The following is a 25,311-nucleotide window of genomic DNA, read 5'->3' as shown; positions in this document are numbered from 1 at the left end:
TAAAAACATTTCACTAAATGAATGATACAAATAATTTCTCCTCTGCCCCTCTGCCCCTGTTGGTGAGAGGAGTCGTTCGCGGAGCGTCTCGAAGAGAACCACTGCTCCCCTGCTTGCCTAAATGTATCAACCTTAAAGTGAAACTATCTGACTTCTGTTGTGCTAGGGATAGCTACGTTAGAATCCAATTTTCGAGCTTGATTAAATTTAGCATCAGCACTCTTGATATCTCCATCAAACTGTGCTAATGCTTGACCTTGCTTAACCAGAAATTGAGCTTTTTCGGTGTTGCTCCAGTTAGCATAGTCTAGACAGGTTTGTGCTGCGGTTTTCGCTTCCTCAGTTTTAGCTTGCACAAGGATGGGATGCTCGTGTAACCTATCGCACCCCACTTTTAGCCAATCTTGCCAATTACCACCAAGCCACAACCGTAGGGTGTTGTCTTCACTGCCACTGACAATGTACTGACCATCGGGACTGAACGCCAGCGCCCAGACACCACCTGTATGACCGTTGAGGGTGTGGAGCAACTTGCCGTTTGTATCCCACAACCGTAGCGTCTTGTCATCACTGCCACTGACAATATACTTGCCATCGGGACTGAACGCCAGCGCCGTGACAGAACTTGTATGACCGTTGAGGGTGTGGAACAACTTGCCGTTTGTATCCCACAACCGTAGCGTGTTGTCTGAACTGCCACTGACAATATACTGACCATCAGGACTGAACGCCACTGCCTTGACAAAACTTGTATGACCGTTGAGAGTGTGGAGCAACTTGCCTTTTGTATCCCACAACCGTAGCGTCTGGTCATCACTGCCACTGAGAATATACTTGCCATCGGGACTGAACGCCAGCGCCGTGACAAACCTTGTATGACCGTTGAGGGTGTGGAGCAACTTGCCGTTTGTATCCCACAACTGTAGCGTGTTGTATGCACTGCCACTGACAATATACTTGCCATCGGGACTGAACGCCAGCGAATTGACAGAACTTGTATGACCGTTGAGGGTGTGGAGCAACTTGCCGTTTGTATTCCACATCCGTAGCGTGTTGTCTGCACTCCCACTGAGAATAGACTTGCCATCGGGACTGAACGCCAGCGCATCGACAAAACTTGTATGACCGTTGAGGGTGTGGAGCAACTTGCCGTTTGTATCCCACATCCGTAGCGTGTTGTCTGCACTGCCACTGAGAATAGACTTGCCATCGGGACTGAACGCCAGCGCCGTGACAGGTTTTGTATGACCGTTGAGGGTGTGGAGCAACTTGCCGTTTGTATCCCACATCCGTAGCGTGCTGTCTCCACTGCCACTGAGAATAGACTTGCCATCGGGACTGAACGCCAGCGCCGTGACAGAACTTGTATGACCGTTGAGGGTGTGGAGTAACTTGCCGTTTGTATCCCACAACCGTAGCGTGCTGTCTCCACCGCCACTGAGAATAGACTTGCCATCGGGACTGAACGCCAGCGCATCGACAAAACTTGTATGACCGTTGAGGGTGTGGAGTAACTTGCCGTTTGTATCCCACAACCGTAGCGTCTTGTCTTCACTGCCACTGAGAATATACTGACCATCGGGACTGAACGCCAGCGAATTGACAGATTCTGTATGACCGTTGAGGGTGTGGAGCAACTTGCCGTTTGTATCCCACAACCGTAGCGTCTTGTCTTCACTGCCACTGACAATATACTGACCATCAGGACTGAACGCCAGCGCTCTGACAGGTTTTGTATGACCGTTGAGGGTGTGGAGCGACTTGCCGTTTGTATCCCACAACCGTAGCGTCTTGTCAGCACTGCCACTGACAATATACTTGCCATCGGGACTGAACGCCAGCGCCCTGACATAACTTGTATGACCGTTGAGGGTGTGGAGCAACTTGCCGTTTGTATCCCACATCCGTAGTGTGTTGTCTGCACTGCTACTGACAATATACTTGCCATCAGGACTGAACGCCAGCGCATTGACAATATTGGTATGACCGTTGAGAGTGTGGAGCAACTTGCCGTTTGCATCCCACAACCGTAGCGTGTTGTCTTCACTGCCACTGACAATATACTTGCCATCGGGACTGAACGCCAGCGCCCTGACAGAACTTGTATGACCCTTGAAAGTGTGGAGTAACTTGCCTTTTGTATCCCACAACCGTAGCGTCTTGTCTTCACTGCCACTGACAATATACTTACCATCAGGGCTAAACGCCAGCGCATTGACATAACTTGTATGACCGGAGAAAATATTGCGCTCATGAACAGCTTCTATTGCTTCCGATAAACTAGATTGAACTTCACTCAAAGCTTCCCCCAGTTGTGACTGACTTTCACCAGTTGCCGCAATTGCTGAAATTAATTGCTCTACATTTGGCTGTATTGGCAGTAAATATTTGATATTTGTACCTTTTTCTCGCAGATTGGCCATAGTTGCTTGTTTGCGAGACTCTAATCCAAAAATTGTCGAAGCAACTGCACCTATAGCTACCACGCCTACAAAAGCCGCAACTACGCCAAACCTAACCCATTTACTTGTGTTACGTTGCTGGATACTTTTCTGGACAAATTCAGATGCTAAATGCGACAGCAAACCGAGATCCCGATACTCTTGTAAGTAATTCTCTGCCTCTGCCAATTTTGACCCGGTAAACAGATAATCTTTGGACTTGTTTTTACTTTCCCACTCCTCTGATGCTGCTTCAATCTTACGCTCAATGCGGATAGCGGCTCGGTTTTCACTCACCCAAGAACGCAATCTTGGCCAATGGCGAATCAGTGCTTCATGAGCTACATCCACCACTGTCACCGTCTTTTCACTCTCTCCCCGTGCTTGCAGTTCCGATGTCACCACTAATCTGGCATCTGTCAACTTCATTAGCACTTGTTCCACAACTTGAGCCGATTGCTGGGAGTTGACTAAATCTGTTTTAAACACCTGTCTGCGGGTGTCTTCTGTTCCTTCTCCCAACTGGGTTAACTCAATGAATATCCGTTTAGCAGTCAGTTGTTCTTCTTTCGAGTCGAGGGCATCATAAACTTCATCAGCCCGTTTTTGTAGCGTGCCTTTGACTCCACCAAGTCTGCTATATTCTGCCAGAGTTAAGCGATTCACTTCTCGCTTGCGCCACAATTCCGTTAGGGTATATTGTAACAAAGGTAAACTACCAGGGCCTTCGACATCGGCTAGCATTTGTTCTACTAGTTCCCGTTGCACTTCTAACCCGACTTGATAGGCTGGTTGGGTAATCGCTTGGGTCAACTCCTTTTTATTCATTGGGGTGACAGTAATCAGATTCTCTTGAATTTTCTGTGCTAATCCTGCATATTCCTGTTCTGCACATTTTCCAAAGAAATCTGCCCGCATCGTCATTACCACCGTCAACCCAGAACCATTTAATGCCCCTAGCAAACACTCAAAAAACTGCTGTCGCTCGTTTTCATCTTGACAGAGAGTAAAAACTTCTTCAAATTGGTCGATGACGAGGATAAGGCGATGGTAAACTGGGGTTTGTAAAGAGAGAGTGTTTGTATCAGGCTCTAGCTCATGCGGTATCCCTAATGATTGCAATGTGGCTTGGACTAATTGGGTTAATGCGATCGCACCCTTGTTGAGTAATTCTTCTGTCTTTTCTAATTCAGATTTTGGTTTATCTGTCTGTAATACTCTAGCTAAACTTTTGAGGGGATGTTCTCCGGGGCGAAAAATCTTGATTACCCATTGCTCACTTCCTCCCAATCTTTTGCCTAACTTCAGTTGATGCAGTAAACCTGCCTTGACTACACTAGACTTACCACTTCCAGAAGCTCCGACAACCGCTAAAAAATTCCCTTGCCTGATATTCTCCAAAAGCGAATCAGTTAAAGCGGTGCGTCCATAGAAATATTTCGGGTCTGATTCGTTAAAATCAAAAGCTGCTAAACCCTTGTAAGGACAGAACTCTGCCATTAAAACAGCACGGTCAATTTTTTCTTTTTGTCCCGTGAGGATAATTTCTGTGCCAGTGTTGTGAAAAATGGGACGCTGACGGGCGGTTTTTAGCTGCTGCTTGATTAAGTCAACCAGGGAGTAGTTTGTCACCCAGCCTTCAGCATGACTTTCAGGTTTAAGTGCTTCAACTAATGCACCACTCAAAATCCCATGATTACCACTCAACTCTTCGTATGCGACTTCAAATCCACGAGAAGCGGTAATTAAACATCTATCCTTTGTCTCAAAACTGCCAGGATCGGCATCATGGAAACTCAATAACTCACCGCTATAACAACAATCTAACCAAACAATTTGCTGACGAACCGGGGAAGATTGTAAGAGTTTGCGTAACCAGTCTAGAGAAAGTCCCCACTGTCCAATCACAGGACAAGTATCGCTGGCAGCTAAAAAGCTTTCTGTGACTCCACCGATATCTTTGCGTAAACCATGCCCCGCAAAAAAGAGCAAGGCTGTATCAGGAATGCTGCGTCCAGGGGGGTTGAAAAGTTGGACAATTGCTGTTTCTAACTCTTTGAGTGTTAGCTGCTGCTGAGGATCGACAAAGCAAGATCCATTCTGATTATAAGCTGCTGGTAGACGCTCAACATGGAATTTACCATAAGTTTCTAAAATTTGAGCTATGGCTTGGGCATCAGTGGCTGGGGCTTTGAGATGCGGGGGGCGATCGCTAGATTTTTCTATCAGCGTCGGATAGCGATTAATCCCGATCACGAGTGCTTCTCTTTCCATAACCACAAATTAATTTAAGTATTTAAGCTAGGCTAATTAATCATGTAACCAAAAAAACCTAGTAATTTTCCTTATGGAAACTACCAATCTTAACAATACGTTATTAGCTCTGTTACTAGCCCTGAAAGATTTAGAAACTCCTCTGAGTGATAGGGAACAATCTGATTTATCCCAAGTTGCTGAACAACTGTCTGTCAACCCAAAAGCTTGGGAGGTACTCATCGAACCCCGCTTGTTAGCGATGCTTGAAGCTAACGAACCTTTAAATCAACGCTTTCAAGCCGCTAAATCTCAATTAGATAATTTAGGTGATACAACACCCCTCAATTTACTACCTAGCGAGGCTGAACTAGAACAAGTTGCACCAAAGCAGAAACTTCAACCGATAACCCGTGCTATTCCACAAGTTAGCTCATCAGACTTGAGAAGTAATGAAATTACCAACATGGCTATCAGGGTTATGGCAACTCCCAATCCTTCTGAAACTGCTAAAAAATTAAGTCGCTTTGAGCAATTTCAACAATTTTTAAACCAAAACCTTGCACAAAAATAACGAGACATCGACCGAATTTAATTCTGCGTTGCCCGAAATCCTTGTAGAGACGTTGCACTGCAACGTCTCTACATTTATTTTCTTAACCCCTCTTATTCAAAGGTGGGGTTAGTTCATACTTTCCCTTGCGTAATTATCAATAGACTACTAAACTAATGGCAAAACATATCATCATGGGTTAAAACTATGACTCATAATCTGTTTCAATAAATTTGAGTTATCAGGCAATCAATTTATTTGTTAGCTGACTAACTAACAAGATAATAGCCTTGTGTTTTAACAGATAAAAAATTTATTTATCTGTGTTTATCATCCAGAATCCAAAATATAAATTATTTCTTGGAATGACTGACATCATCTATCCCACTATCGACCTCTTTCTCTATGACTTGAAGTATAGTTTAGGCGATACTCCAGAAGAGATTAACCTGAATCAACAATCTTTTTACAATAAAATTCCTGAATATATTCGTCCATTATTATTAGAAAATGGGCAGGATTTGCAAAGCGAATACATTCATCTTCTCAAAGATGTATATGCACAGACAAAACATCATAATGAACAATACGAAGGCTATTTCTATCCTGTGCTACTCGGTGATAGTTATGGCTTACTTGTAGAGTGTGCTTTCAAAAATAAAACTAATGCTCAATCAGCTAAATGCTTTGCAGATATCAAAGCTGAAATTGAGCGAGTCTTGAAGAGTCAAACAGCCACTATTGGGCAAACCTGGATGCTCTCAGGCTGGCTACCTCCTTCTCAAAGTAAGAGCCAGGAAGATATTGCTCAAGCTTGTTATCAGGCATTAATGCCCGGTTTAGATTGGGAAGGAGATTTACAAGGTCAAGGACACTTTCTCGGAGCAAATATTTTTGAACTCACCCAAAATAATCAGCATTTTATTATAGTAATATATCCTGACGAAGCTACTTCCAACCAATCTGGTAAATTTTATTCTGATTGGATACGTTTATTTTATTATCGGCACAAAATAGTTTGGGCTTATAGTCAAAGTCGTTTATTAAAACATTCTCTACAAACTTATTTTACTAAAATTAAAGTTGGAAGTGATGCTATTGAACAAGCTAGAAATAAGGGAGGTGAGTTAAATACATTACATAAAACATTAGTGGATGTGCAAAATACACTCAATGAGTATACAAGAGAGTTAACTATACTTGATTTTCAAGGTGGGACGATTGATATTAATTTAAGTAATTATGAAAAACGTTTAGGGAGAATTAAACAAAAGTCTCACAAAATACAATCAAATCAAGAAACAGAAGTTAAGTTTTTAACAGAGTTTAGTAAATTAGTTAAAGATAAATATCGCCTACAGATAACTAAAGACTCAGAAAACCTGGAGAGAGGTTTAAAATTATTATCAGATACCATTAATGCCGTTCGCAGTCGAGTTGAAGTAGAAAAAGCTGAACGCGATCGCAATTTTCAAACTTTCGTTAGTCTTCTAGCTGCGGGATGGACTTTTGGCTCATTTGTTTCTGCTTTACCAGGACTAGATAAAGAAAATGACAACCCTGTAAGATCGTACCTGATCAAAACATTCAAGGTTCAAGTAACCCCAGAAAAGGCAACAAGTACACCACAGATAAAAGCGACGCAGCCAGCAACAAGTACACAACAGATAACCCCAAAAGAACCTTGGTGGGTAATCCCAGCGACTAAGGGAATATACACTTTTAGTGGATTTATTATCGCTATCTTAGTGCTTTTGCTTTGGCGGCGCTTATGGAGGCGATACCGTTAACTCTCAACTTGCACATTATTTTAAATAAAGGAAACGCTGGCGGTATACGAATTACGAATTCCGCCTAGCGTAATTGATTCTTGACTGGGAAATATGAAGTAAGGAGAGTTAAGCACCTCGATTCAGGGCTGTTTCTACTTGTTTAAACTCTTGCTCTAAGCGAGTCTTGAGCTTTTCTGGTACAGGACGATTAGGGTAAGAGCTATAGTGTCCAGCTAGGGAGTTGAGGGCTGTTCGCATAGTTGTAAAGGAGCTAAGGCCAGAAACAGAGTTTGCCCGTTGGTAGCGCGCAGAAAAATCATTAATTTTTTGTCTGGCTTCTGCTTGAAGGGCTGCTCTTTCTGGGGAATCTTGTGATACTTCTAGAGCTTGTCTCAAGGTACTGACGACAGCTAAAGTATCTTGGCGATAATCTCCTGTTAAACTATCTGGACTACCACACCCTACTAAACCGATGGCTACAACTAAGATTAGGGCAAGCAGACGCGACCAATAGCGCTTCATAAGCATTATGTAAAAGAATACGTAAATCAACGTCCATCGTATCTTGGATTGGTATCTAGGGATCAAGGGAGTGCTGAGTGATGAGTGCTGAGTGCTGAGTGCTGAGTGAGAGAGTGAAGGAGTTTTGAGTGTAGATAGGGAAAGGTAAAGAATTATTTTTGAGTGGGAATTTTTCTTTCGACTTCTATTTTTTGGTAGAGGGTATCTCTTTGTTGGTAAGGTCTATCTAAGGAAGCGATCGCATTTTGTAATGTTGCCACTTCCATACAAGTACCGCCTACAGCACCTGCCATTGTGGTGATATGTTCTTCCATCAAGGTTCCGCCAATATCGTTACAACCCCAAACTAAAGCTTCTGTAGCTCCGGCTAGTCCTAATTTCACCCAGCTTGGTTGATGGTTGGGGATGCAGTTACCTAAATAAATCCGTGCTACTGCACCTAGTAATAAAGCATCGGCTAAAACTGGTTGATCTCTGCCTACACGACGGCGGAGCGATTTAGGTGCTTCTTGACCGACAAAAGGTAATAAGATAAATTCGGTAATCCGGGCTGGATAATTTTGATTGATGGCTGTTTGTTGCAGCGATCGCAATTTTTCTAAATGCTCAATTTGTTGGGTTGGGGTTTCGATATGTCCCGATAGCATGGTGCTGGTGGTGTGTAAGCCTAATTTGTGGGCTGTACTGACAATTTCTAACCAAGTGGCTGTATTAATTTTCTCCGGACACAGTACCCGCCGCACTTCATCGTTTAATACCTCAGCTGCGGTTCCCGGTAGCGAATTCACCCCAGCATCCCGCAAAGCCGCAATCACATCAGCATATTCCAGTCCGTCAATTCTGGCGATAAACTGTACTTCTTGGGGGGAAAAGGCGTGTAAGTGAATGTGGGGAAATGCTTGCTTGATAGTTTTGACGAGTTGCAGGTAATAAGTCAGAGATTTACCGTTAATTTGGGCTTGGGGGTTTAATCCTCCTTGCATACAGATTTCTGTTGCCCCTCGTTTTACCGCATCTTGAGATTTTTCGAGAATTTGCCCCCAATCTAACCAATAAGCGCCCTCATCTCCATCATCACGTCTGAATGCACAAAAGCTACAGTGTTGCTCACAAATATTAGTAAAGTTAATATTACGGTTAATTACGTAGGTAACAGTATCACCAGCTTGCAGATGACGGAGTTTGTCGGCTGTAGTACGAATCGCGGCGATCGCTTCTGGTTCAGTTTGTGTTAGTAAGAGTACTCCCTCTGCTGGGGATAGGTCATACCCTAACAGCGCATGATCTAAAATTGCATCAATAGTTTTATGTGGCACGATTAATTTTTACAGCTATCTACTAAGTTTTTCTTTAATCACACCAAAAAATTATACAACTTTCACACTTTGATGTTATAACGTAATTTGCTTCATGGTATTTTAAATTATACCAATCAAAGCTATAGCAGGAAACAGGAAACAGGAAACAGGGAACAGGGTTGAAAGTCTATTAGTGTATGAATTTTGTGGTCAATTCTGTATCTCATTCAAGTGAATACCGCTATATTAATTATGCTAATTAAATATGAAAGCACCAAAAATTCATCTACCTTTATTAATCATTTTAGCTGGAATAATTTTTTCCCTATATCTGTTATCACGCATTCCCGATGAAGTTTACTTTAGCGGTGATGCTGGATTGAAAGCACTTCTAGCCAGACAATTTAGTGATGGTAATCTCAGTTTTAATTTAGACCTGCCTGTACCTGCGTGGGTGCGAAATCTCTGGAATAATGGCTTGTACCCCTTTGAACCACCCTTTACTTATCAAATTTCTAATCGTTACTATATTACATTCCCTTTTACTTTTCCCTTAGTAACAGCACCTTTCTATAAAGCACTAGGTTTTAGAGGTTTATATATAGTGCCTTTAGTATCTACTTGGATAATTTGGTTTAATTTTTATCGGATTTGCCAGTTTTTTAAAATCAACGCACTCATCACATCTGTTGGTCTTGCTACTCTGATATTTGCTGCCCCATTATCTATTTATAGTGCTATGTATTGGGAGCATACACTGGCAGTTTGTTTAGCTTTTAGTGGACTAGGAATTATTTTAACTAAAGGTGATAAATCTTTTGATCCTAAAAATGCCATTTTGAGTGGTGTACTTATTGGTTTATCCGTTTGGTTTAGACCAGAGTTTCTTGTAATAGTAGCAATTTTGGTGATATTAGTTGCTATTTCTTATAGATTTAATCTTGGTGCAGCAACAATTATTAATCAACAGAAAACAATATTTCTGGTGAGCATAATTGTTTCTGTATTAATGTTTTTCATTATCAATAAATTAATTTATAATCATCCTTTAGGCGCTCATGCACTGCAAGTTGTTGAAGATTTTTCTCTAAGAAAAAGACTGATGGATGCTTATAAGTATTTCGGTACTTTGGGGATGAATCTACTCCAGCATTTTCCCATGCTTTATTTTGCGATCGCTATTATTGGACTATCATTATTTTTCAAAAATATCCAACTGACAGGTACAATCTGGAAAATTTTGCTCATATCAGCCCCTTTTATCTGTTTAGTACCGATACTTCTCCCTAGTGATGGTGGTAAACAATGGGGGCCTCGATTCTTATTAATCCTCATTCCCCTCATGACTTTGGCATCAATATTTGCCTTGCAAGCAACACTATCTATCAAAAAATTTGGTTGTCGATATATTAGTAGTGCAGTTTTTGCCACCCTATTTGTTTTAGGCTTTAACTTAAATACATTTGCCGGGACAATCAAATGCTATCCAGTAGGTAATACAGAAACTCTAGATATCCTCAATTTTTTACGCCAAGATAGTCATAAAATTGTTGCAGTTGCTCATCAATATGTCAGCCAAACCTTTGAATCTGTTTTTCATGAGAAAATATTTTTCCTCACAAAGAAACCAGATGAAGTTAGTAAATTAAGTTTAGGCATCAATGAGCAAGGTTATCAAAATTTCATTTATATCTGTCCTTTTTATGACTCATGCTTCTCTACACCAACAATACCCGATAAATTAGAACTGGCTGCAAAAGAAGCATCTTTCAAAATTCAACTCACAGAAATTAAGCGAAATAAAAAATATATCATCCAGGAAGCCGCAATTATTAAGACAGATAACAAAGGCTAGTAGTAAAAATCCCTTTGTGTCTCCTCATATCTTGCACCAGGCGACTAGAAGTCGCAGCTACACAGACAAAACCCGCCTACGCGGGTTAAAAGCTTGATTTTACTCTAGTCCGCGCAGGCGGACTTGGTTTGTGTAGCCGCGATTTCTAATCGCTAGGGCTAGGTGCAAGATGTGTGTCTCTGCGCCTCTGTGGTAGAGAATTAATTTAACCACAAAAGCACAGTATAAACTACTAATAAGCACTGCTTACTCACAGAAATCAAAGCCCATTTCTATAATATTTCTATAGCCTGCGGTGCTTGTCCAGAACTATAAATATCCCACATCGCCCGATAGGCTTGTTCTAAATGACGCACATAAAGTGGTGTGTCAAATAGGGGATAAGTCAAACGATTTTGGGCTAATTTTTGTTTGAGTTGGTGTAAGTTGGCTGGAGAATTGGCTAAATTTATAGCTAGTTGTGCGTATGCTTCTAAACTAGGAGTAATTAACTCAGGTAAACCCACTGCATTGAGTAAACTAGCAGCAACACGAGAAGCAAAAGTTTGTCCTGGATAAGTAATCAGAGGTACACCAGCCCACAAAGCATCACTAGCTGTAGTGTGGGCGTTGCAATATAAAGTATCGAGAAATAAATCTGCTAATTGCAGTCTGGCTAAATGTTGGGCTTTGGGTTGGTATTGGGCAAAAATTAAACGTTCTCCACTCACTCCCCTGGCTTGTGCTGCTGCTTTCAGATTATCTTCAACAATGGGAAATCGGGAAAATAGCCAAATTACACTTCCAGGAACAGAGGCTAAGATGCTCATCCAGATATCAAACATCACGGGTTCGATTTTATAGTTATTGTTGAAACAACAGAATACAAAACCTGATGCAGGTAAACCATGTTCTGCACGAGTCATCGGTTGAGAGGAAATCTCCTGTTGATAATCATTGACTTGATAGCTATGGGGTAAAACCACAAATTTTTCACTGAAGCTGTCAGCAAATTCTGGAGGGGTGAGAGTGGAATCTGTAATGATGTAGTCCATAAAATCTGCTCCCATTGTGCCGGGATAGCCCAGATAATTAACTTGTATTGGGGCTGGTTTGAGAGTGAATATGCCTGTACGAGAACCCGCAGTGTAACCATTGAGATCAACAAGAATGTCGATCTGATCATGAAAAATTAACTTAGCGCTATCTTCTACTGATAGTTGGGAAATATCTTGAAAATGTTCACAACTATTGATGATATGATGGCGATAATCACTCTGGTCATCTGCTCCAGAAGAATAGGCAAAAATTTCGTAGTTTGTGCGATCGTGTAAGCTAAATAAGCTCCTCATTAAATGACTAGTGGCATGGTTGCGAAAGTCGTTAGATATGTAGCCAATTTTTAAGCGTCCATTGTGGGAACGACTATGAGTAAAATTTAGAGTTTGCTTTGTTTGTTGTAATTGTTTGATTAAAGATTGACTATGGGTTTTTGCAACTTGCAATTGCAAATGTCTATCCCACGGTTTATATATAGTATCAAATGCACCAACACTAGTTGGTTCTCCAGTTTTTAATTCTGCTTGTGTAATTTGCCAAAGACGGTTTAAATCAGATTCTGAAGATTGCCAATCACAAATTAATGCTTTCAGGTGAGATAGGTGAGTGAAAGCCTCGGCAGAATCTGGTTGTAATGCTAAAACTTGCTCAAACACTTTTCTAGCTTCTGCTATTTCTGCGTTACTCGTGTCAGGTAGTGATATCAAAGCCGTGCCTAAACGATTGTAAGCTTTAATATAGTTTGGTTTGTAACGAATAGCAGCCCGAAAACAAGCGACAGCTTCTCCTTTTTGTTGCTGTGCTTCTAAAACAATTCCCAAGTTGAGATAAGCTTCTGCATACTCGATATTTTTCTGTAAAGCTTCACGAAATTTCCCGACGGCTGCTGTCAAGTTACCTTGCATTTGCCAAACTAAACCCAAATTATTATGAGCAAAAGCATAATCTGGGTTACTGTTAATTGCTGCTTGAAAACAACTAATTGCCCCAGCAAAATCTTGCTGTGCTACTCGCAATATGCCTAAATTGTTATAAGCTTCCGCATGATGGGGATTGATGCTTAATGTTTTTTGATATGCTAAGATTGCTTGTTCAGTTTGCTGCTGATTACCTAAAATTACTCCGATTTGATACCATGCTGGGGCATATTCAGGATATACAGTAATGATTTGCTCATATTGACTAATTGCTAATGCTAATTTTCCTTGTTGTTGCAAATCTAATGCTTGCTGATACAGAACATCTACTGTCACTTGAGAATTGTTATGCGTGTGGGTATTAACTAAAGGTGACAGAGGATCAAGACTAATTAAGCGGTGAATTTCTTCTGAACCGATTTCGGCAACTTGGGGATGATTAACTCCTGATAAAATCTGCACATCAAAAATATCTGTAATTTCTGCCGACAACTTCAACCAATGGAGAATTTCACCAGTTTTAATATTGATGATTAACAAACCACATTCAGGTGTATTACTAGTTAATTTCTCTGCTAACTTTAAATCTGCAATAATCTGTCCTGGAGGTTGAGATGAACCCACAATGGCATAGTCTCCGATAAATGCCAAACCCCGCAACCAACCGGGACAAAAAGTAATAGCCTCAAATGTGCCATGATTGGCATCAATATAACCAAATTCTCCTGTACCTGCATTCAACAGCCATAACTTACCTTGATAAAACCGTGGTGAATGCGGTAGAGATAATCCTGTAGCAATAATAGTGTCGGATAAAATATCGATGATGCAGCCACCGCTTTGTCTATGATGCCACCAACCATTGAAGACATCAGATTGACTGTAAGCTGTAACATAGCGTGCTTTACCATCGACGATCGCTAACCCACTTAAATGACAACGATCTTCATTGACAAGATGAGAGATAAAACTCGGTTTCCATAAAGGAATGCAACTATGGCGATCGCTCACCGTTGCTAAACAGTTTAACAGACTACTGACAAACACCACGCGCTGATTTTGAGCCTCAATCGCCACATCCTGAAGATTTAGATCACCCGTTGTATAACCAATGCGAGGGATAAATAGGCGATCGCAACTATCATAAAGCTGTCCTGGTTTTAAAACATTATCCAATTGCCAAAGCTGAGATTGACAACCCAAATAAATCCTCTCTGGAGTAGCATATAATCCCCTAGCTTGCTCAAACACCCGTTCACACCCAGTAATCTGTCCTTCAGTGTTTACACTTAACGCTATCAAGCGGGAACTTTGGTTACTTGTAACAACTAAACTCACCTGCTGGACTTGCCACCACTCGATTAGATTAGCAGATGTGATTATTTTGGCAAATGAATTATTTTTATCTCTAGATATTACCATCAGTATTAATGCGGATAGTATAAGTAAATATGCGATTCACATTACAACTGACAACAGCAATTTTGTCAAGCAACAACATATAAAATACATAACACCCGTACTGTCGCCCACTAGAGTATTAAACATCTCTAAAAATGAATGTAGAGACGTTGCACTGCAACGTCTGAATCAAGGATGACGAGTAACGCCGAATTTAATTTCTATCAGATGTCTATTGACATTGGCAATGTACTGGCTAACATTGCCAATGTATCGGTTGACATTGTGAATGTATCGGTTGACATTGTGAATGTATTAACTAACATTGCCAGTGTATCGGCTGACATTATTAATCTGTTGACTGACATTGCCAATGTATTGACTGACATTGCCAATATGGACTATTGACTACCCTCAGCAAGGTTTTTTGCTTCAGTGCGTAAGTCCTATGTATTTTCAATTGACGCTGCAATGTATCTAAGTTATAACCAATTATCAAGCATATACGTATAGATTTTATTCTGTATTACCACTAATACATAGAGTAATCATCAAGACATTCTGACTCCTGTTTACACAACACTCAGATCCCCGACTTCTTCAAGAAGTCGGGGATCTAATTCCTCATGAATATTTCAACTTCTACTAAATCTTGAGAACAACAAACATGACACTCACAAAAACACCCACAAATATTGAAACCTCACTCCAAAACACAACCCTGATTGTCATCGACGCAGGAGTGCCAGACTATCAATTACTACTAACAGGCATCGCACCCACAACACCAGTACTCATCCTCCACCCCCAGCAAGATGGCATCGAGCAAATTACCGCCCTGATTAGCCAGCAACAAATCCACAGCCTGCAAATCATCGCTCACGGTAGCCCAGGCAACTTGCAACTAGGCAACACCCAACTCAACCTAGATAACCTGCACCATTACCAACAGCAACTACAGCAGTGGCAAATCACAGATTTACTTATCTATAGCTGTGAACTAGCCCAAGGTGAAACAGGACAAGCCTTCATCAACCAACTACACCAACTGACAGAAGCAAATATTGCCGCCGCTACAAATAAAGTCGGCAATAGCCAACAAGGAGGCAGTTGGGAACTAGAAGTAGTCAGAGGTGAGATATCCACCACCCTAGCCATCACCACAGCAGCCACAATTGCCTACCCTGGAATATTACCGTCATTCGGCACTGCCTCTCCTTACACCGCAGGCTCACGTCCTTCGTCAGTAGCAGTAGCAGACTTCAACGGCGACGGCAAGCTCGACTTGGTCAGTGCCGACGGCGGCAGCGACAACCTGACATTGCTGTTAGGGCAAAGCAATGGCAGCTTTGGCCCAGGCCCCACCTACACCGTCGGCTCAAATTCCATTTCGGTGAAAGTAGCAGACTTCAACGGCGACGGCAAGCTTGACTTAGTCAATACCAACAGCAACAGCAACAACCTAACAGTATTGTTAGGGCAAAGCAATGGCAGCTTTGGCTCACCCTCCACCTACACCGTCGGCTCAAATCCCATTTCAGTAGCAGTAGCAGACTTCAACGGCGACGGCAAGCTCGACTTAGTCAGTGCCAACTTCTCCAGCCGCAACCTAACAGTACTGTTAGGGCAAAGCAATGGCAGCTTTGGTTCTGTTTCCACCTACACCGTCGGCTCAAATCCCTGGTCAGTAGCAGTAGCAGACTTCAACGGCGACGGCAAGCTCGACTTAGTCAGTGCCAACGGCGGCAGAGACAACTTGACAGTTCTGTTAGGGCAAGGTAATGGTAGCTTCGGCTCTGCCTCCACCTACACCGTCGGCGCAAGTCCCTTTTCAGTAGCAGTAGGAGACTTCAACGGCGACGGCAAGCTCGACTTGGTTAGTGCCAACTACAACGACAACAACCTAACAGTACTGTTAGGGCAAAGCAATGGTAGCTTTGGCTCCGTCTCTACCTACACCGTCGGCACAAATCCCATTTCAGTAGCAGTAGGAGACTTCAACGGCGACGGCAAGCTCGACTTGGTCAGTGCCAACAACGGCAACGGCAACAACAACCTGACAGTGCTGTTAGGGCAAAGCAATGGCAGCTTCGGCTCACCCTCCACCTACACCGTCGGCTCATTTCCTCGGTCAGTGGCAGTAGGAGACTTCAACGGTGACGGCAAGCTTGACTTAGTCAGTGCTAACGAAGGCGCGTACGACCCGTTCACTGGCGATTTCATCGGCAGCAACCTAACAGTACTGCAAAACACCACACCCAAAGTCAGCATCAGTGCAGGCAGCAACGCCACTGAAGGCGTTACTAATGGTAGCTTCACCATTACCCTAGACACCCCAGCCCCCACAGGTGGGTTAGTCATCAACTTCAACACCACAGGCAGCACTGCCACCAGCAGCGACTACACCCTAGTTGCCGGCACAAATCTCACCAATCTCACCGCCAACACCTTCACCATCGCCGTAGGACAAACTACAGCCACCCTCACAGTCCAAGCCACCCTAGATGGTGTCATTGACCCCAACGAAACCGTCATCGTCAACCTCACATCAGGCTCCGACTACATCCTTGGCTCTAACACCACCGTTAACTTCACCCCCGCCACCACCCCCACCTACACCGTCGGCACAAATCCCTGGCCGGTAGCAGTAGGAGACTTCAACGGCGACGGCAAACTCGACTTAGTCAGTGCCAACTACAGCAGCCGCAACCTAACAGTACTGTTAGGGCAAGGTAATGGCAGCTTTGGCTCAACCTCCACCTACACCGTCGGCACAAATCCCACTTCAGTGGCAGTAGGAGACTTCAACGGCGACGGCAAGCTCGACTTGGTTAGTGCCAACTACTTCAGCAACAACCTGAGTGTGCTGTTAGGGCAAAGCAATGGCAGCTTTGGCTCAACCTCCACCTACAGCGTTGGCTCAAATCCCCGGTCAGTGGCAGTAGCAGACTTTAACAGCGACGGCAAGCTCGACTTAGTCAGTGCCAACTACGGCAGCCGCAACCTAACAGTGCTGTTAGGGCAAAGCAATGGCAGCTTCGGCTCAACCTCCACCTACACCGTCGGCTCAAATCCCACTTCAGTGGCAGTAGCAGACTTTAACGGCGACGGCAAGCTCGACTTAGTCAGTGCCAACGAAAGCAGCCATAACCTAAGTGTGCTGTTAGGGCAAAGCAATGGCAGCTTCGGCTCAACCTCCACCTACAGCGTCGGCTCAACCCCCACCTCAGTGGCAGTAGGAGACTTCAACGGCGACGGCAAGCTTGACTTGGTCAGTGCCAACTATGGCAACGGCAACAACAACCTGACAGTGCTGTTAGGGCAAAGTAATGGCAGCTTCGGCTCAACCTCCACCTACACCGTCGGCACAAATCCCTATTCAGTAGCAGTAAAAGACTTTAACAGCGACGGCAAACTTGACTTAGTCAGTGCTAACTACAACAGCAACAACCTAACAGTACTGTTAGGGCAAGGTAATGGTAGCTTCGGCTCCGCCTCCACCTACAGCGTTGGCTCAGGCCCTACCTTAGTGGCAGCAGGAGACTTCAACAGCGACGGCAAACTCGACTTGGTCAGTACCAACTACAACAGCAACAGCCTGAGTGTGCTGCTCAACTCCAATGCAGCCACTCTCACTATCAATGATCCTCCAGGTGTCACCATCACCCAAAGCGGTGGCAACACAAATATCACTGAAAGCGGAAGCACGGACACCTACACAGTCATCCTCATCAGCCAACCCACAAACAATGTCACCATCACTCTCAACCCTGGCACACAAACCACAACCAACCCAACCAGCTTAACTTTCACCACTGCCAACTGGAATACTGCCCAAACTGTGACAGTCACTGCCGTCAATGATAATGTCGCTGAAGGCAATCACACAAGCACCATCACTCACACAGCCACCAGCAACGATACCAATTACAACGGCATTAATATTGCCAACGTCACTGCCAACATCACTGACAACGACACCGCAGGCGTAACCATCACCCAAAGCGGCGGTAACACAAATGTCACCGAAGGTGGTGCAACTGACACTTACACAGTCATCCTCAACAGCCAACCCACAAACAATGTCACCATCACTCTCAACCCTGGCACACAAACCACAACCACCCCAACCAGCTTAACTTTCACCACCGCCAACTGGAATACTGCTCAAACTGTAACAGTGACAGCCGTCAATGATAATGTCGCTGAAGGCAATCACACAAGCACTATCACTCACACAGCCACCAGTACTGACAGCAATTACAACAACCTCACCATTGCCAACGTCACTGCCAACATCACCGACAACGACACCGCAGGCGTAACCATCACCCAAAGTGGCAGTAGCACTGATGTCACCGAAGGTGGTGCAACTGACACCTACACAGTCGTCCTCAACAGCCAACCCACAAACAATGTCACCATCAGTGTCAACCCTGGCACACAAACCACAACCAGTGCCAACACACTCACCTTCACTGCCGCCAACTGGAATACTGCCCAAACTGTAACAGTCACTGCTGTCGATGATGCTGTATTTGAAGGCAATCACACAAGCACCATCACTCACACAGCCACCAGCAACGATACCAATTACAACAACATCACTATTACCAGCGTCACTGCCAACATCACCGACAACGACACCGCAGGCGTAACCATCACCCAAACAGGAGGCAGCACTGATGTCACCGAAGGCGGAAGCACGGACACTTACACAGTCATCCTCACCAGCCAACCCACAAGTGATGTCACCATCAGTGTCAACCCTGGCACACAAACCACAACCAGTGCCAACACACTCACCTTCACTGCCGCCAACTGGAATACTGCCCAAACTGTAACAGTCACTGCTGTCGATGATGCTGTATTTGAAGGCAATCACACAAGCACCATCACTCACACAGCCACCAGCAGCGATACCAATTACAACAACATCACTATTACCAGCGTCACTGCCAACATCACCGACAACGACACCGCAGGCGTAACCATCACCCAAAGCGGTGGTAACACAAATGTCACCGAAGGTGGTGCAACTGACACCTACACAGTCATCCTCACCAGCCAACCCACAAACAATGTCACCATCACTCTCAACCCTGGCACACAAACCACAACCAGTGCCAACACACTCACCTTTACTGCCGCCAACTGGAATACTGCCCAAACTGTGACAGTGATAGCCGTTGATGATGCTGTATTTGAAGGCAATCACACAAGCACCATCACTCACACAGCTAGCAGCAGCGATACCAATTACAACGGTATCACCATTGCCAACGTCACTGCCAATATCACCGACAACGACACCGCAGGCGTAACCATTACCCAAACAGGAGGCAGCACTGATGTCACCGAAGGCGGAAGCACGGACACTTACACAGTCATCCTCACCAGCAAACCCACAAGCAATGTTACCATCAGTGTCAACCCTGGCACACAAACCACAGCCAACCCAACCAGCTTAACTTTCACCACTGCCAACTGGAATACTGCCCAAACTGTGACAGTGACAGCCGTTGATGATGCTGTCGCTGAAGGCGCACACACAAGCACCATCACTCACACAGCTAGCAGCAGCGATACCAATTACAACAACATCACCATTACCAGCGTCACTGCCAACATTATTGACAACGACACCGCAGGCGTAACCATCACCCAAACAGGAGGTAGCACTGATGTCACCGAAGGTAGTGCAACTGACACTTACACTCTCGTCCTCACCAGCCAACCCACAGCCGATGTCACCATTAGTATCAACCCCGGCACACAAACCACAACCAACCCAACAAGCTTAACTTTCACCACTGCCAACTGGAACACTGCTCAAACTGTCACTGTCACAGCCGTTGATGATGCTGTCGCTGAAGGTAATCACACAAGCACTATCACTCACACAGCTAGCAGCAGCGATACCAATTACAACGCCATCACTATTACCAGCGTTACTGCCAATATCACCGACAACGACACCGCAGGCGTAACCATCACCCAAAGCGGTGGTAACACAAATGTCACCGAAGGTGGTGCAACTGACACTTACACAGTCATCCTCAACAGCCAACCCACAAGTGATGTCACCATCAGTATCAACCCCGGCACACAAACCACAGCCACCCCAACAAGCTTAACTTTCACCACTGCCAACTGGAACACTGCTCAAACTGTCACTGTCACAGCCGTTGATGATGCTGTCGCTGAAGGTAATCACACAAGCACTATCACTCACACAGCCACCAGTAGCGATACCAATTACAACAACATCACCATTACCAGCGTCACTGCCAATATCACCGACAACGATTCTGCAACGCCACCCAGCACAGACGGCACACCAGGAAAAGACATTCTCTATGGCACAGCCGGAAATGACACCATCAACGGCTTAGAAGGCAACGACTACCTTATCGGCAATGCCGGCAACGACACCCTCAACTGTGGCACAGGCGACGACTATGGATTTGGTGGTGTAGGAGATGACACCATTAACGGTGAAGATGGCAATGATTTACTCTACGGTAATGAAGGTAACGACACCCTCAATGGTGGTGAAGGTAACGACAACCTCGACGGTGGCCCTGGTGATGACACCTTGACTGGTGGCAACGGCAATGACACCTACACTGTCGATAGCTTGAACGATACCATCACCGAAACTGCTGAAGGCGGCACTAGAGATAAAGTCAACTCTTCTATCACTTGGACATTAGGAGACAACCTAGAAAACCTCACCTTGATTGGTAACGCTGCTATCAACGGTACTGGTAATAGCCTCAATAACCAAATCTTCGGCAATAATGCCAGCAATACCCTCGATGGTGGTGATGGTGATGACTGGTTAGTTGGACAAGGTGGTAATGATACCCTGATTGGTGGTGCTGGTAACGATCGCCTTGATGGTGGTAGTGGTAATGATACTCTCAATGGTGGTACTGGCAATGATATCTATGAGATAGATAGTGTTAGTGATGTGATTACAGAAGCTGCCAATGAGGGTACAGATACTGTTATCTCTAGCGTGGAATTCACTCTGGCTACTAATTTTGAGAATTTAACTTTGGTGGGAAGTGGCAATCTCAATGGTACTGGGAATGATGCCAGTAATCGCTTGATTGGTAACAGTGGCAATAATACCCTGACTGGCTTGATTGGTAATGACTATCTCTCTGGTGAAACTGGCAATGATTTACTCATTGGTGGTTCAGGGAATGACACCCTTGTTGGTGGTAGTGGTGTGGATACTTTTGATTTGACTGGTGTTCTGAGTAGTGGCTTTGATACTATCTTAGATTTCCAAGTTGGTGAAGATATTGTCAGACTCTCTGGTCAAGAGTTTGGACTTCCTGGGGGAACACTCAATTCTAGTTTGTTTGTTTTAGGCACAAAGGCAAATACACAGAGCGATCGCTTCATTTACAATCAAGCTACAGGCGCACTGTTCTATGATGCTGATGGTAGTGGTAGCAATCAACAAGTACAAATTGCTCTGTTCTCTAATCGTGCAGCTTTGTCTAGCAATGACTTTACTGTTTTTTCTCCGCAGCCTCTCTAGCTAATCCACTATTTTAGCCTAGACACGCCACTACCTTAATATTTGCTAATTTTACTGTGATGGGAAATATCGTTACTTAATTTGACAACACCGTCAACTTAGCAATGATATTCTCATCCTATAATTTAGAAGTCTAAGGGAATTATTGAGTCCTATATCATCTGGCAAAATGTTAGGGGTGCTATGAGTGAATATCAATATTACGAGTTTTTAGCATTAGATCGACCCCTAACATCAGCCGAAAAGACTTATGTGCAGAGTCTTTCGAGTCGGGTACAACTAACATCTACGCAAGCCGTATTCGTTTACAATTATGGTGACTTCAGAGGTGATCCCAAACAAGTTTTAGAAAAATGTTTCGATGTCATGCTGTACATGGCAAATTGGGGTTCTCGACAATTAATGTTTCGATTACCAAAATCTTTAGTTGACCCGGCAGTTTTTGCACCTTACTGTCAGCTTGATGCTATTTCTATCTCAACTACTCGTGATTTTATCATTTTAGATATTGACATCAATGATGAAGAGATGGGCGAGTGGAGTGAGGGCGAGGGATGGTTATCAAGCTTAGTATCTTTACGAGATGATTTGTTGCGGGGTGATTTGCGGAGTTTATACTTAGCATGGCTTAAAGCCGCACCGATGGAATATAGCGAAGCAGATTTACTTGAACCACCAATACCTGCTAATTTACAAACCTTATCTTCAACCCTTCAAGCTTTTGTTGAGTTCTTTGGTATTGATCAAGATTTGATTACAGCCGCAGCAACAGCTAGCATTGCACAAGCACAAGATGAGCAACAATTAGAAGATTTGATACCATTATTGAGTGAGCAAGAATGTCATGATTTTTTGGTGAGAGTTGCTAGAGGTGAACCACAAGTAAGGATACAACTAAAGCATAGATTAAGAGAGTTATCTCATAAACCGAAAAATCATGTGAGTAATGATACTTCTAGAAGAACACTATCAGAATTACTAGAGTTGGCAGAACAAGAAAGCGATCGCCGCGAGAAAGAGCAACACAAAGAAGCCTATCGAATCAAGGTGCAAACCTGGGAAGCGCTAGCTAAGAAAGAAGCAAGTGTGTGGACGGAAGTTTTTCAGTTAATTGCCCTCAAACAAGCAAAACCCTATGATCAAGCTGTTGCTTATCTCAGAGAACTGCGTGATTTAGCAAAGTACAAAGGCAGATTGGCGGATTTCCAATCACGCATTCGGCAAATCCAACAAGATTACAGCAATCGTCCTGGGCTGATCTCGCGGTTACATCAGGCAAAATTGTTGTGAATTACATCAATATAATAGTGGTTCCCACTCTGATGGGGTACAAAATTATATTGCAGGGTGTAGGAGCAATTCATGTAGCCGAAGGCTTCCGCAGGGTATTGCCCCTACAGGTGTACCTCACGTGAACGAGAACCGCTATAGCAATAACTGAGTTATGAATTTACTAGCAAATACTCTACGCGATCGCCGACAAAAATTAGCCACCCTGATCGATTTTCCCACAATCCTTTGGTCAGGTGGCAGCAGTCCTCGCAACTTCCCCGCTAATGGCTTTCCCTTTCGCGCTAGCAGTCACTTTCTCTATTTTGCCGGTTTGCCCCTACCTAACGCCGCAATTCGCCTAGAAGCAGGCAAACTAGAACTATTCATGGATGATCCTGCACCCAGTAGCGCCCTTTGGCATGGAGAAATGCCCAAGCGTGAGGAAATAGCCCAAACAATTGGAGCTGATGCAGCTCAACCCATATCAGAATTAGCATCTAGGGTAGAAGGTGCAGCCACTATTGCTGTCCAGAATGCTATAACTTGGACACAGCAAACCCAGCTCATGAGTAGATGGGTTTTGCCACAAAGTCAACCTGAAGGTATTGATTTAGAGTTAGCCAAAGCCATTGTCAGTTTACGCCTCACCCACGATGCCGCAGCATTAGCAGAATTACGTCAGGCAGCTAATGTGAGTGTAGCAGCACACAAAGCAGGCATGGCAGCAACCGCCAGCGCTAACATCGCAGCCGAAGTCAGAGCAGCGATGGAGAGTGTTCTAATCGCTCACAATATGACTACCGCTTACAACAGTATTGTCACTGTTCACGGTGAGGTGTTACATAACGAACATTATCATCATCCCATCCAACCGGGAGACTTACTACTAGCCGATGTTGGTGGTGAAACTACGACAGGATGGGCAGCAGATATCACCCGTACTTGGCCTGTTTCTGGTAAGTTTTCCTCAACGCAACGCGATATTTATGATGTCGTCCTAGCAGCCCATGATGCTTGCATAGATCAGATGCGCCCTGGTGTGGAATATAGCGAAATTCATCTGTTAGCCGCGACAGTCATCGCCGAGGGTTTAGTGAATTTAGGCATTTTGCAAGGCAATCCGCAAGATTTAGTCGCAATTGATGCCCACGCCTTATTTTTCCCTCACGGGATCGGTCATTTGCTCGGTTTGGATGTGCATGACATGGAAGACTTGGGAGATTTAGCCGGATATGAAAAAGGACGGACGAGAAGCGATCGCTTTGGTTTAGGTTACCTGCGCTTAAATCGTCCCCTACGCCCAGGAATGTTAGTCACAATTGAACCAGGATTTTATCAAGTTCCAGCCATTTTAAACGATGCCAAAAATCGCTCAAAATATCACGATGTCGTCAATTGGAAACGCCTATCTCAATTTGCCGATGTCCGAGGAATACGCATCGAAGATGATGTTTTAGTTACAGATACAGGTAGTGAAGTTCTCACCGCCGCTTTACCGAATGATGCCGAAAGTGTAGAAAATTTATCTAGAGGCTAGAGGCTAGAGGCTAGAGGTTAGAGCGTACCTCATATAACTGGGGACTTATTACCAATTACCCATTACCCATTACCTACCTATACAAATCAATTCATTAATCAAAGCAAATTCCTATATGAGTCTTTTTTGTCTAGTTCATGGAGCCTTCCAAGGCATTTGGTGTTGGGATTTGCTTATTCCCTACTTAGAAGCACAGGGTCACAAAACTATCGCAATGGATTTGCCCATTGAAAATGCCTCTACTACTCTGTCTCAATTTGCAGATACAGTAATTCAAGCACTACCAAAAAATGATGATGATATTGTACTAGTTGGTCACTCAATGGCTGGTACTATCATTCCCCTAGTTGCAGAAGCGGTAAAAGTGCGTCAACTAGTATTTGTCGCCGCGCTACTCCCGCATCCCGGAATCAGTACACTCGATCAGTTTTCTCATCGTCTTGATGCAGATACCCTCAAATCATTTAATTACCAACCAAAACACCCAAGTAAACTTGAACAGTTCTACGATGAGCCTGATATGTATGAACCAACTTCCGTAGGCCAAGATTATTCCGACAAAGCTGTATTAATGAATTTTTTCTTTCATGATTGTCAACCGGATATAGCACAATGGGCAATCTCGAAAAGTCGTTCGCAACAATCTATGGCATATATATTTGAAACGAATCCTTTAACAGCTTTGCCCAAGGTTGAGCGCAAATATATTGTTTGTACCAATGACCGAATCATATCTCCTACATGGTCACGCTACGCTGCACGCAAGCGCTTAGGAGTCGATGCTATTGAGCTAGCTTCCGGACATTGCCCTCATCTCTCTTGTCCTAAACTTCTAGCATCGGTATTAACTAGTGATTAAGATTTCCAGTAATCAGGCGATCGCTTGGGTAAGTT

The 25,311-nt window shown here is 44.0% G+C and carries 12 protein-coding genes; 8 read left to right on the top strand and 4 right to left on the bottom strand.

Annotation, left to right across the window (positions count from 1 at the left end):
• Positions 1 to 143 precede the first annotated feature (143 nt).
• Positions 144 to 4,715, bottom strand: a complete 4,572-nt coding sequence (locus FD725_RS00900; RefSeq protein WP_179046391.1) for a caspase family protein — start codon at positions 4,713 to 4,715, stop codon at positions 144 to 146.
• Between the two features lie 73 nt (positions 4,716 to 4,788).
• Here FD725_RS00900 and FD725_RS00895 point away from each other — a divergent pair, with 73 nt between their 5' ends.
• Both FD725_RS00895 and FD725_RS00890 read left to right on the top strand, forming a co-directional pair.
• On the top strand, positions 4,789 to 5,268 hold the full coding sequence (locus tag FD725_RS00895; protein ID WP_179046390.1) for a hypothetical protein: 480 nt from the start codon (positions 4,789 to 4,791) through the stop codon (positions 5,266 to 5,268).
• A gap of 344 nt (positions 5,269 to 5,612) precedes the next feature.
• Positions 5,613 to 7,037: a hypothetical protein gene (locus tag FD725_RS00890; protein WP_179046389.1), complete on the top strand. Its 1,425-nt coding sequence runs from the start codon at positions 5,613 to 5,615 to the stop codon at positions 7,035 to 7,037.
• 108 nt (positions 7,038 to 7,145) lie between these two features.
• Here the strand turns inward: FD725_RS00890 and psb27 are convergent, their stop codons facing one another.
• Positions 7,146 to 7,541 carry a photosystem II protein Psb27 gene (psb27, locus tag FD725_RS00885; RefSeq protein ID WP_179046388.1) on the bottom strand — a complete coding sequence of 132 codons (396 nt, stop codon included), beginning with the start codon at positions 7,539 to 7,541 and terminating at the stop codon, positions 7,146 to 7,148.
• A gap of 152 nt (positions 7,542 to 7,693) precedes the next feature.
• The gene (gene cofH / locus FD725_RS00880; protein ID WP_179046387.1) at positions 7,694 to 8,857 is read right to left on the bottom strand and encodes a 7,8-didemethyl-8-hydroxy-5-deazariboflavin synthase subunit CofH; all 1,164 of its coding nucleotides are present in this window, start codon (positions 8,855 to 8,857) and stop codon (positions 7,694 to 7,696) included.
• Between the two features lie 247 nt (positions 8,858 to 9,104).
• Here cofH and FD725_RS00875 point away from each other — a divergent pair, with 247 nt between their 5' ends.
• Positions 9,105 to 10,694 (top strand): LA_3751/LA_3752 family putative glycosyltransferase, encoded by a 1,590-nt coding sequence (locus FD725_RS00875; protein ID WP_179046386.1) that lies wholly within the window; start codon positions 9,105 to 9,107, stop codon positions 10,692 to 10,694.
• 272 nt (positions 10,695 to 10,966) lie between these two features.
• Here FD725_RS00875 and FD725_RS00870 read toward each other — a convergent pair whose 3' ends face one another.
• Entirely contained in the window at positions 10,967 to 14,071 is a 3,105-nt protein-coding gene (locus FD725_RS00870) for a TIGR03032 family protein (protein WP_179046385.1), read from the bottom strand.
• A 207-nt stretch (positions 14,072 to 14,278) separates the two neighbouring features.
• Here FD725_RS00870 and FD725_RS00865 point away from each other — a divergent pair, with 207 nt between their 5' ends.
• The 5 genes from FD725_RS00865 (at position 14,279) to FD725_RS00845 (ending at position 25,276) form a co-directional block, all read left to right on the top strand.
• The gene (locus FD725_RS00865; RefSeq protein WP_179046384.1) at positions 14,279 to 14,458 is read left to right on the top strand and encodes a hypothetical protein; all 180 of its coding nucleotides are present in this window, start codon (positions 14,279 to 14,281) and stop codon (positions 14,456 to 14,458) included.
• A gap of 259 nt (positions 14,459 to 14,717) precedes the next feature.
• Positions 14,718 to 21,608 carry an FG-GAP-like repeat-containing protein gene (locus FD725_RS00860; RefSeq protein ID WP_179046383.1) on the top strand — a complete coding sequence of 2,297 codons (6,891 nt, stop codon included), beginning with the start codon at positions 14,718 to 14,720 and terminating at the stop codon, positions 21,606 to 21,608.
• Positions 21,609 to 21,791: 183 nt separating this feature from the next.
• Positions 21,792 to 22,898 carry a hypothetical protein gene (locus tag FD725_RS00855; RefSeq protein WP_179046382.1) on the top strand — a complete coding sequence of 369 codons (1,107 nt, stop codon included), beginning with the start codon at positions 21,792 to 21,794 and terminating at the stop codon, positions 22,896 to 22,898.
• A gap of 154 nt (positions 22,899 to 23,052) precedes the next feature.
• Positions 23,053 to 24,417 (top strand): aminopeptidase P family protein, encoded by a 1,365-nt coding sequence (locus FD725_RS00850; RefSeq protein ID WP_179046381.1) that lies wholly within the window; start codon positions 23,053 to 23,055, stop codon positions 24,415 to 24,417.
• A gap of 115 nt (positions 24,418 to 24,532) precedes the next feature.
• Positions 24,533 to 25,276 carry an alpha/beta fold hydrolase gene (locus FD725_RS00845; RefSeq protein WP_179046380.1) on the top strand — a complete coding sequence of 248 codons (744 nt, stop codon included), beginning with the start codon at positions 24,533 to 24,535 and terminating at the stop codon, positions 25,274 to 25,276.
• Positions 25,277 to 25,311: the final 35 nt, after the last annotated feature.

This window comes from Nostoc sp. TCL26-01, assembly GCF_013393945.1.
GTDB lineage: Bacteria > Cyanobacteriota > Cyanobacteriia > Cyanobacteriales > Nostocaceae > Trichormus.
This window is presented reverse-complemented; position numbering and strand designations above follow the sequence as displayed.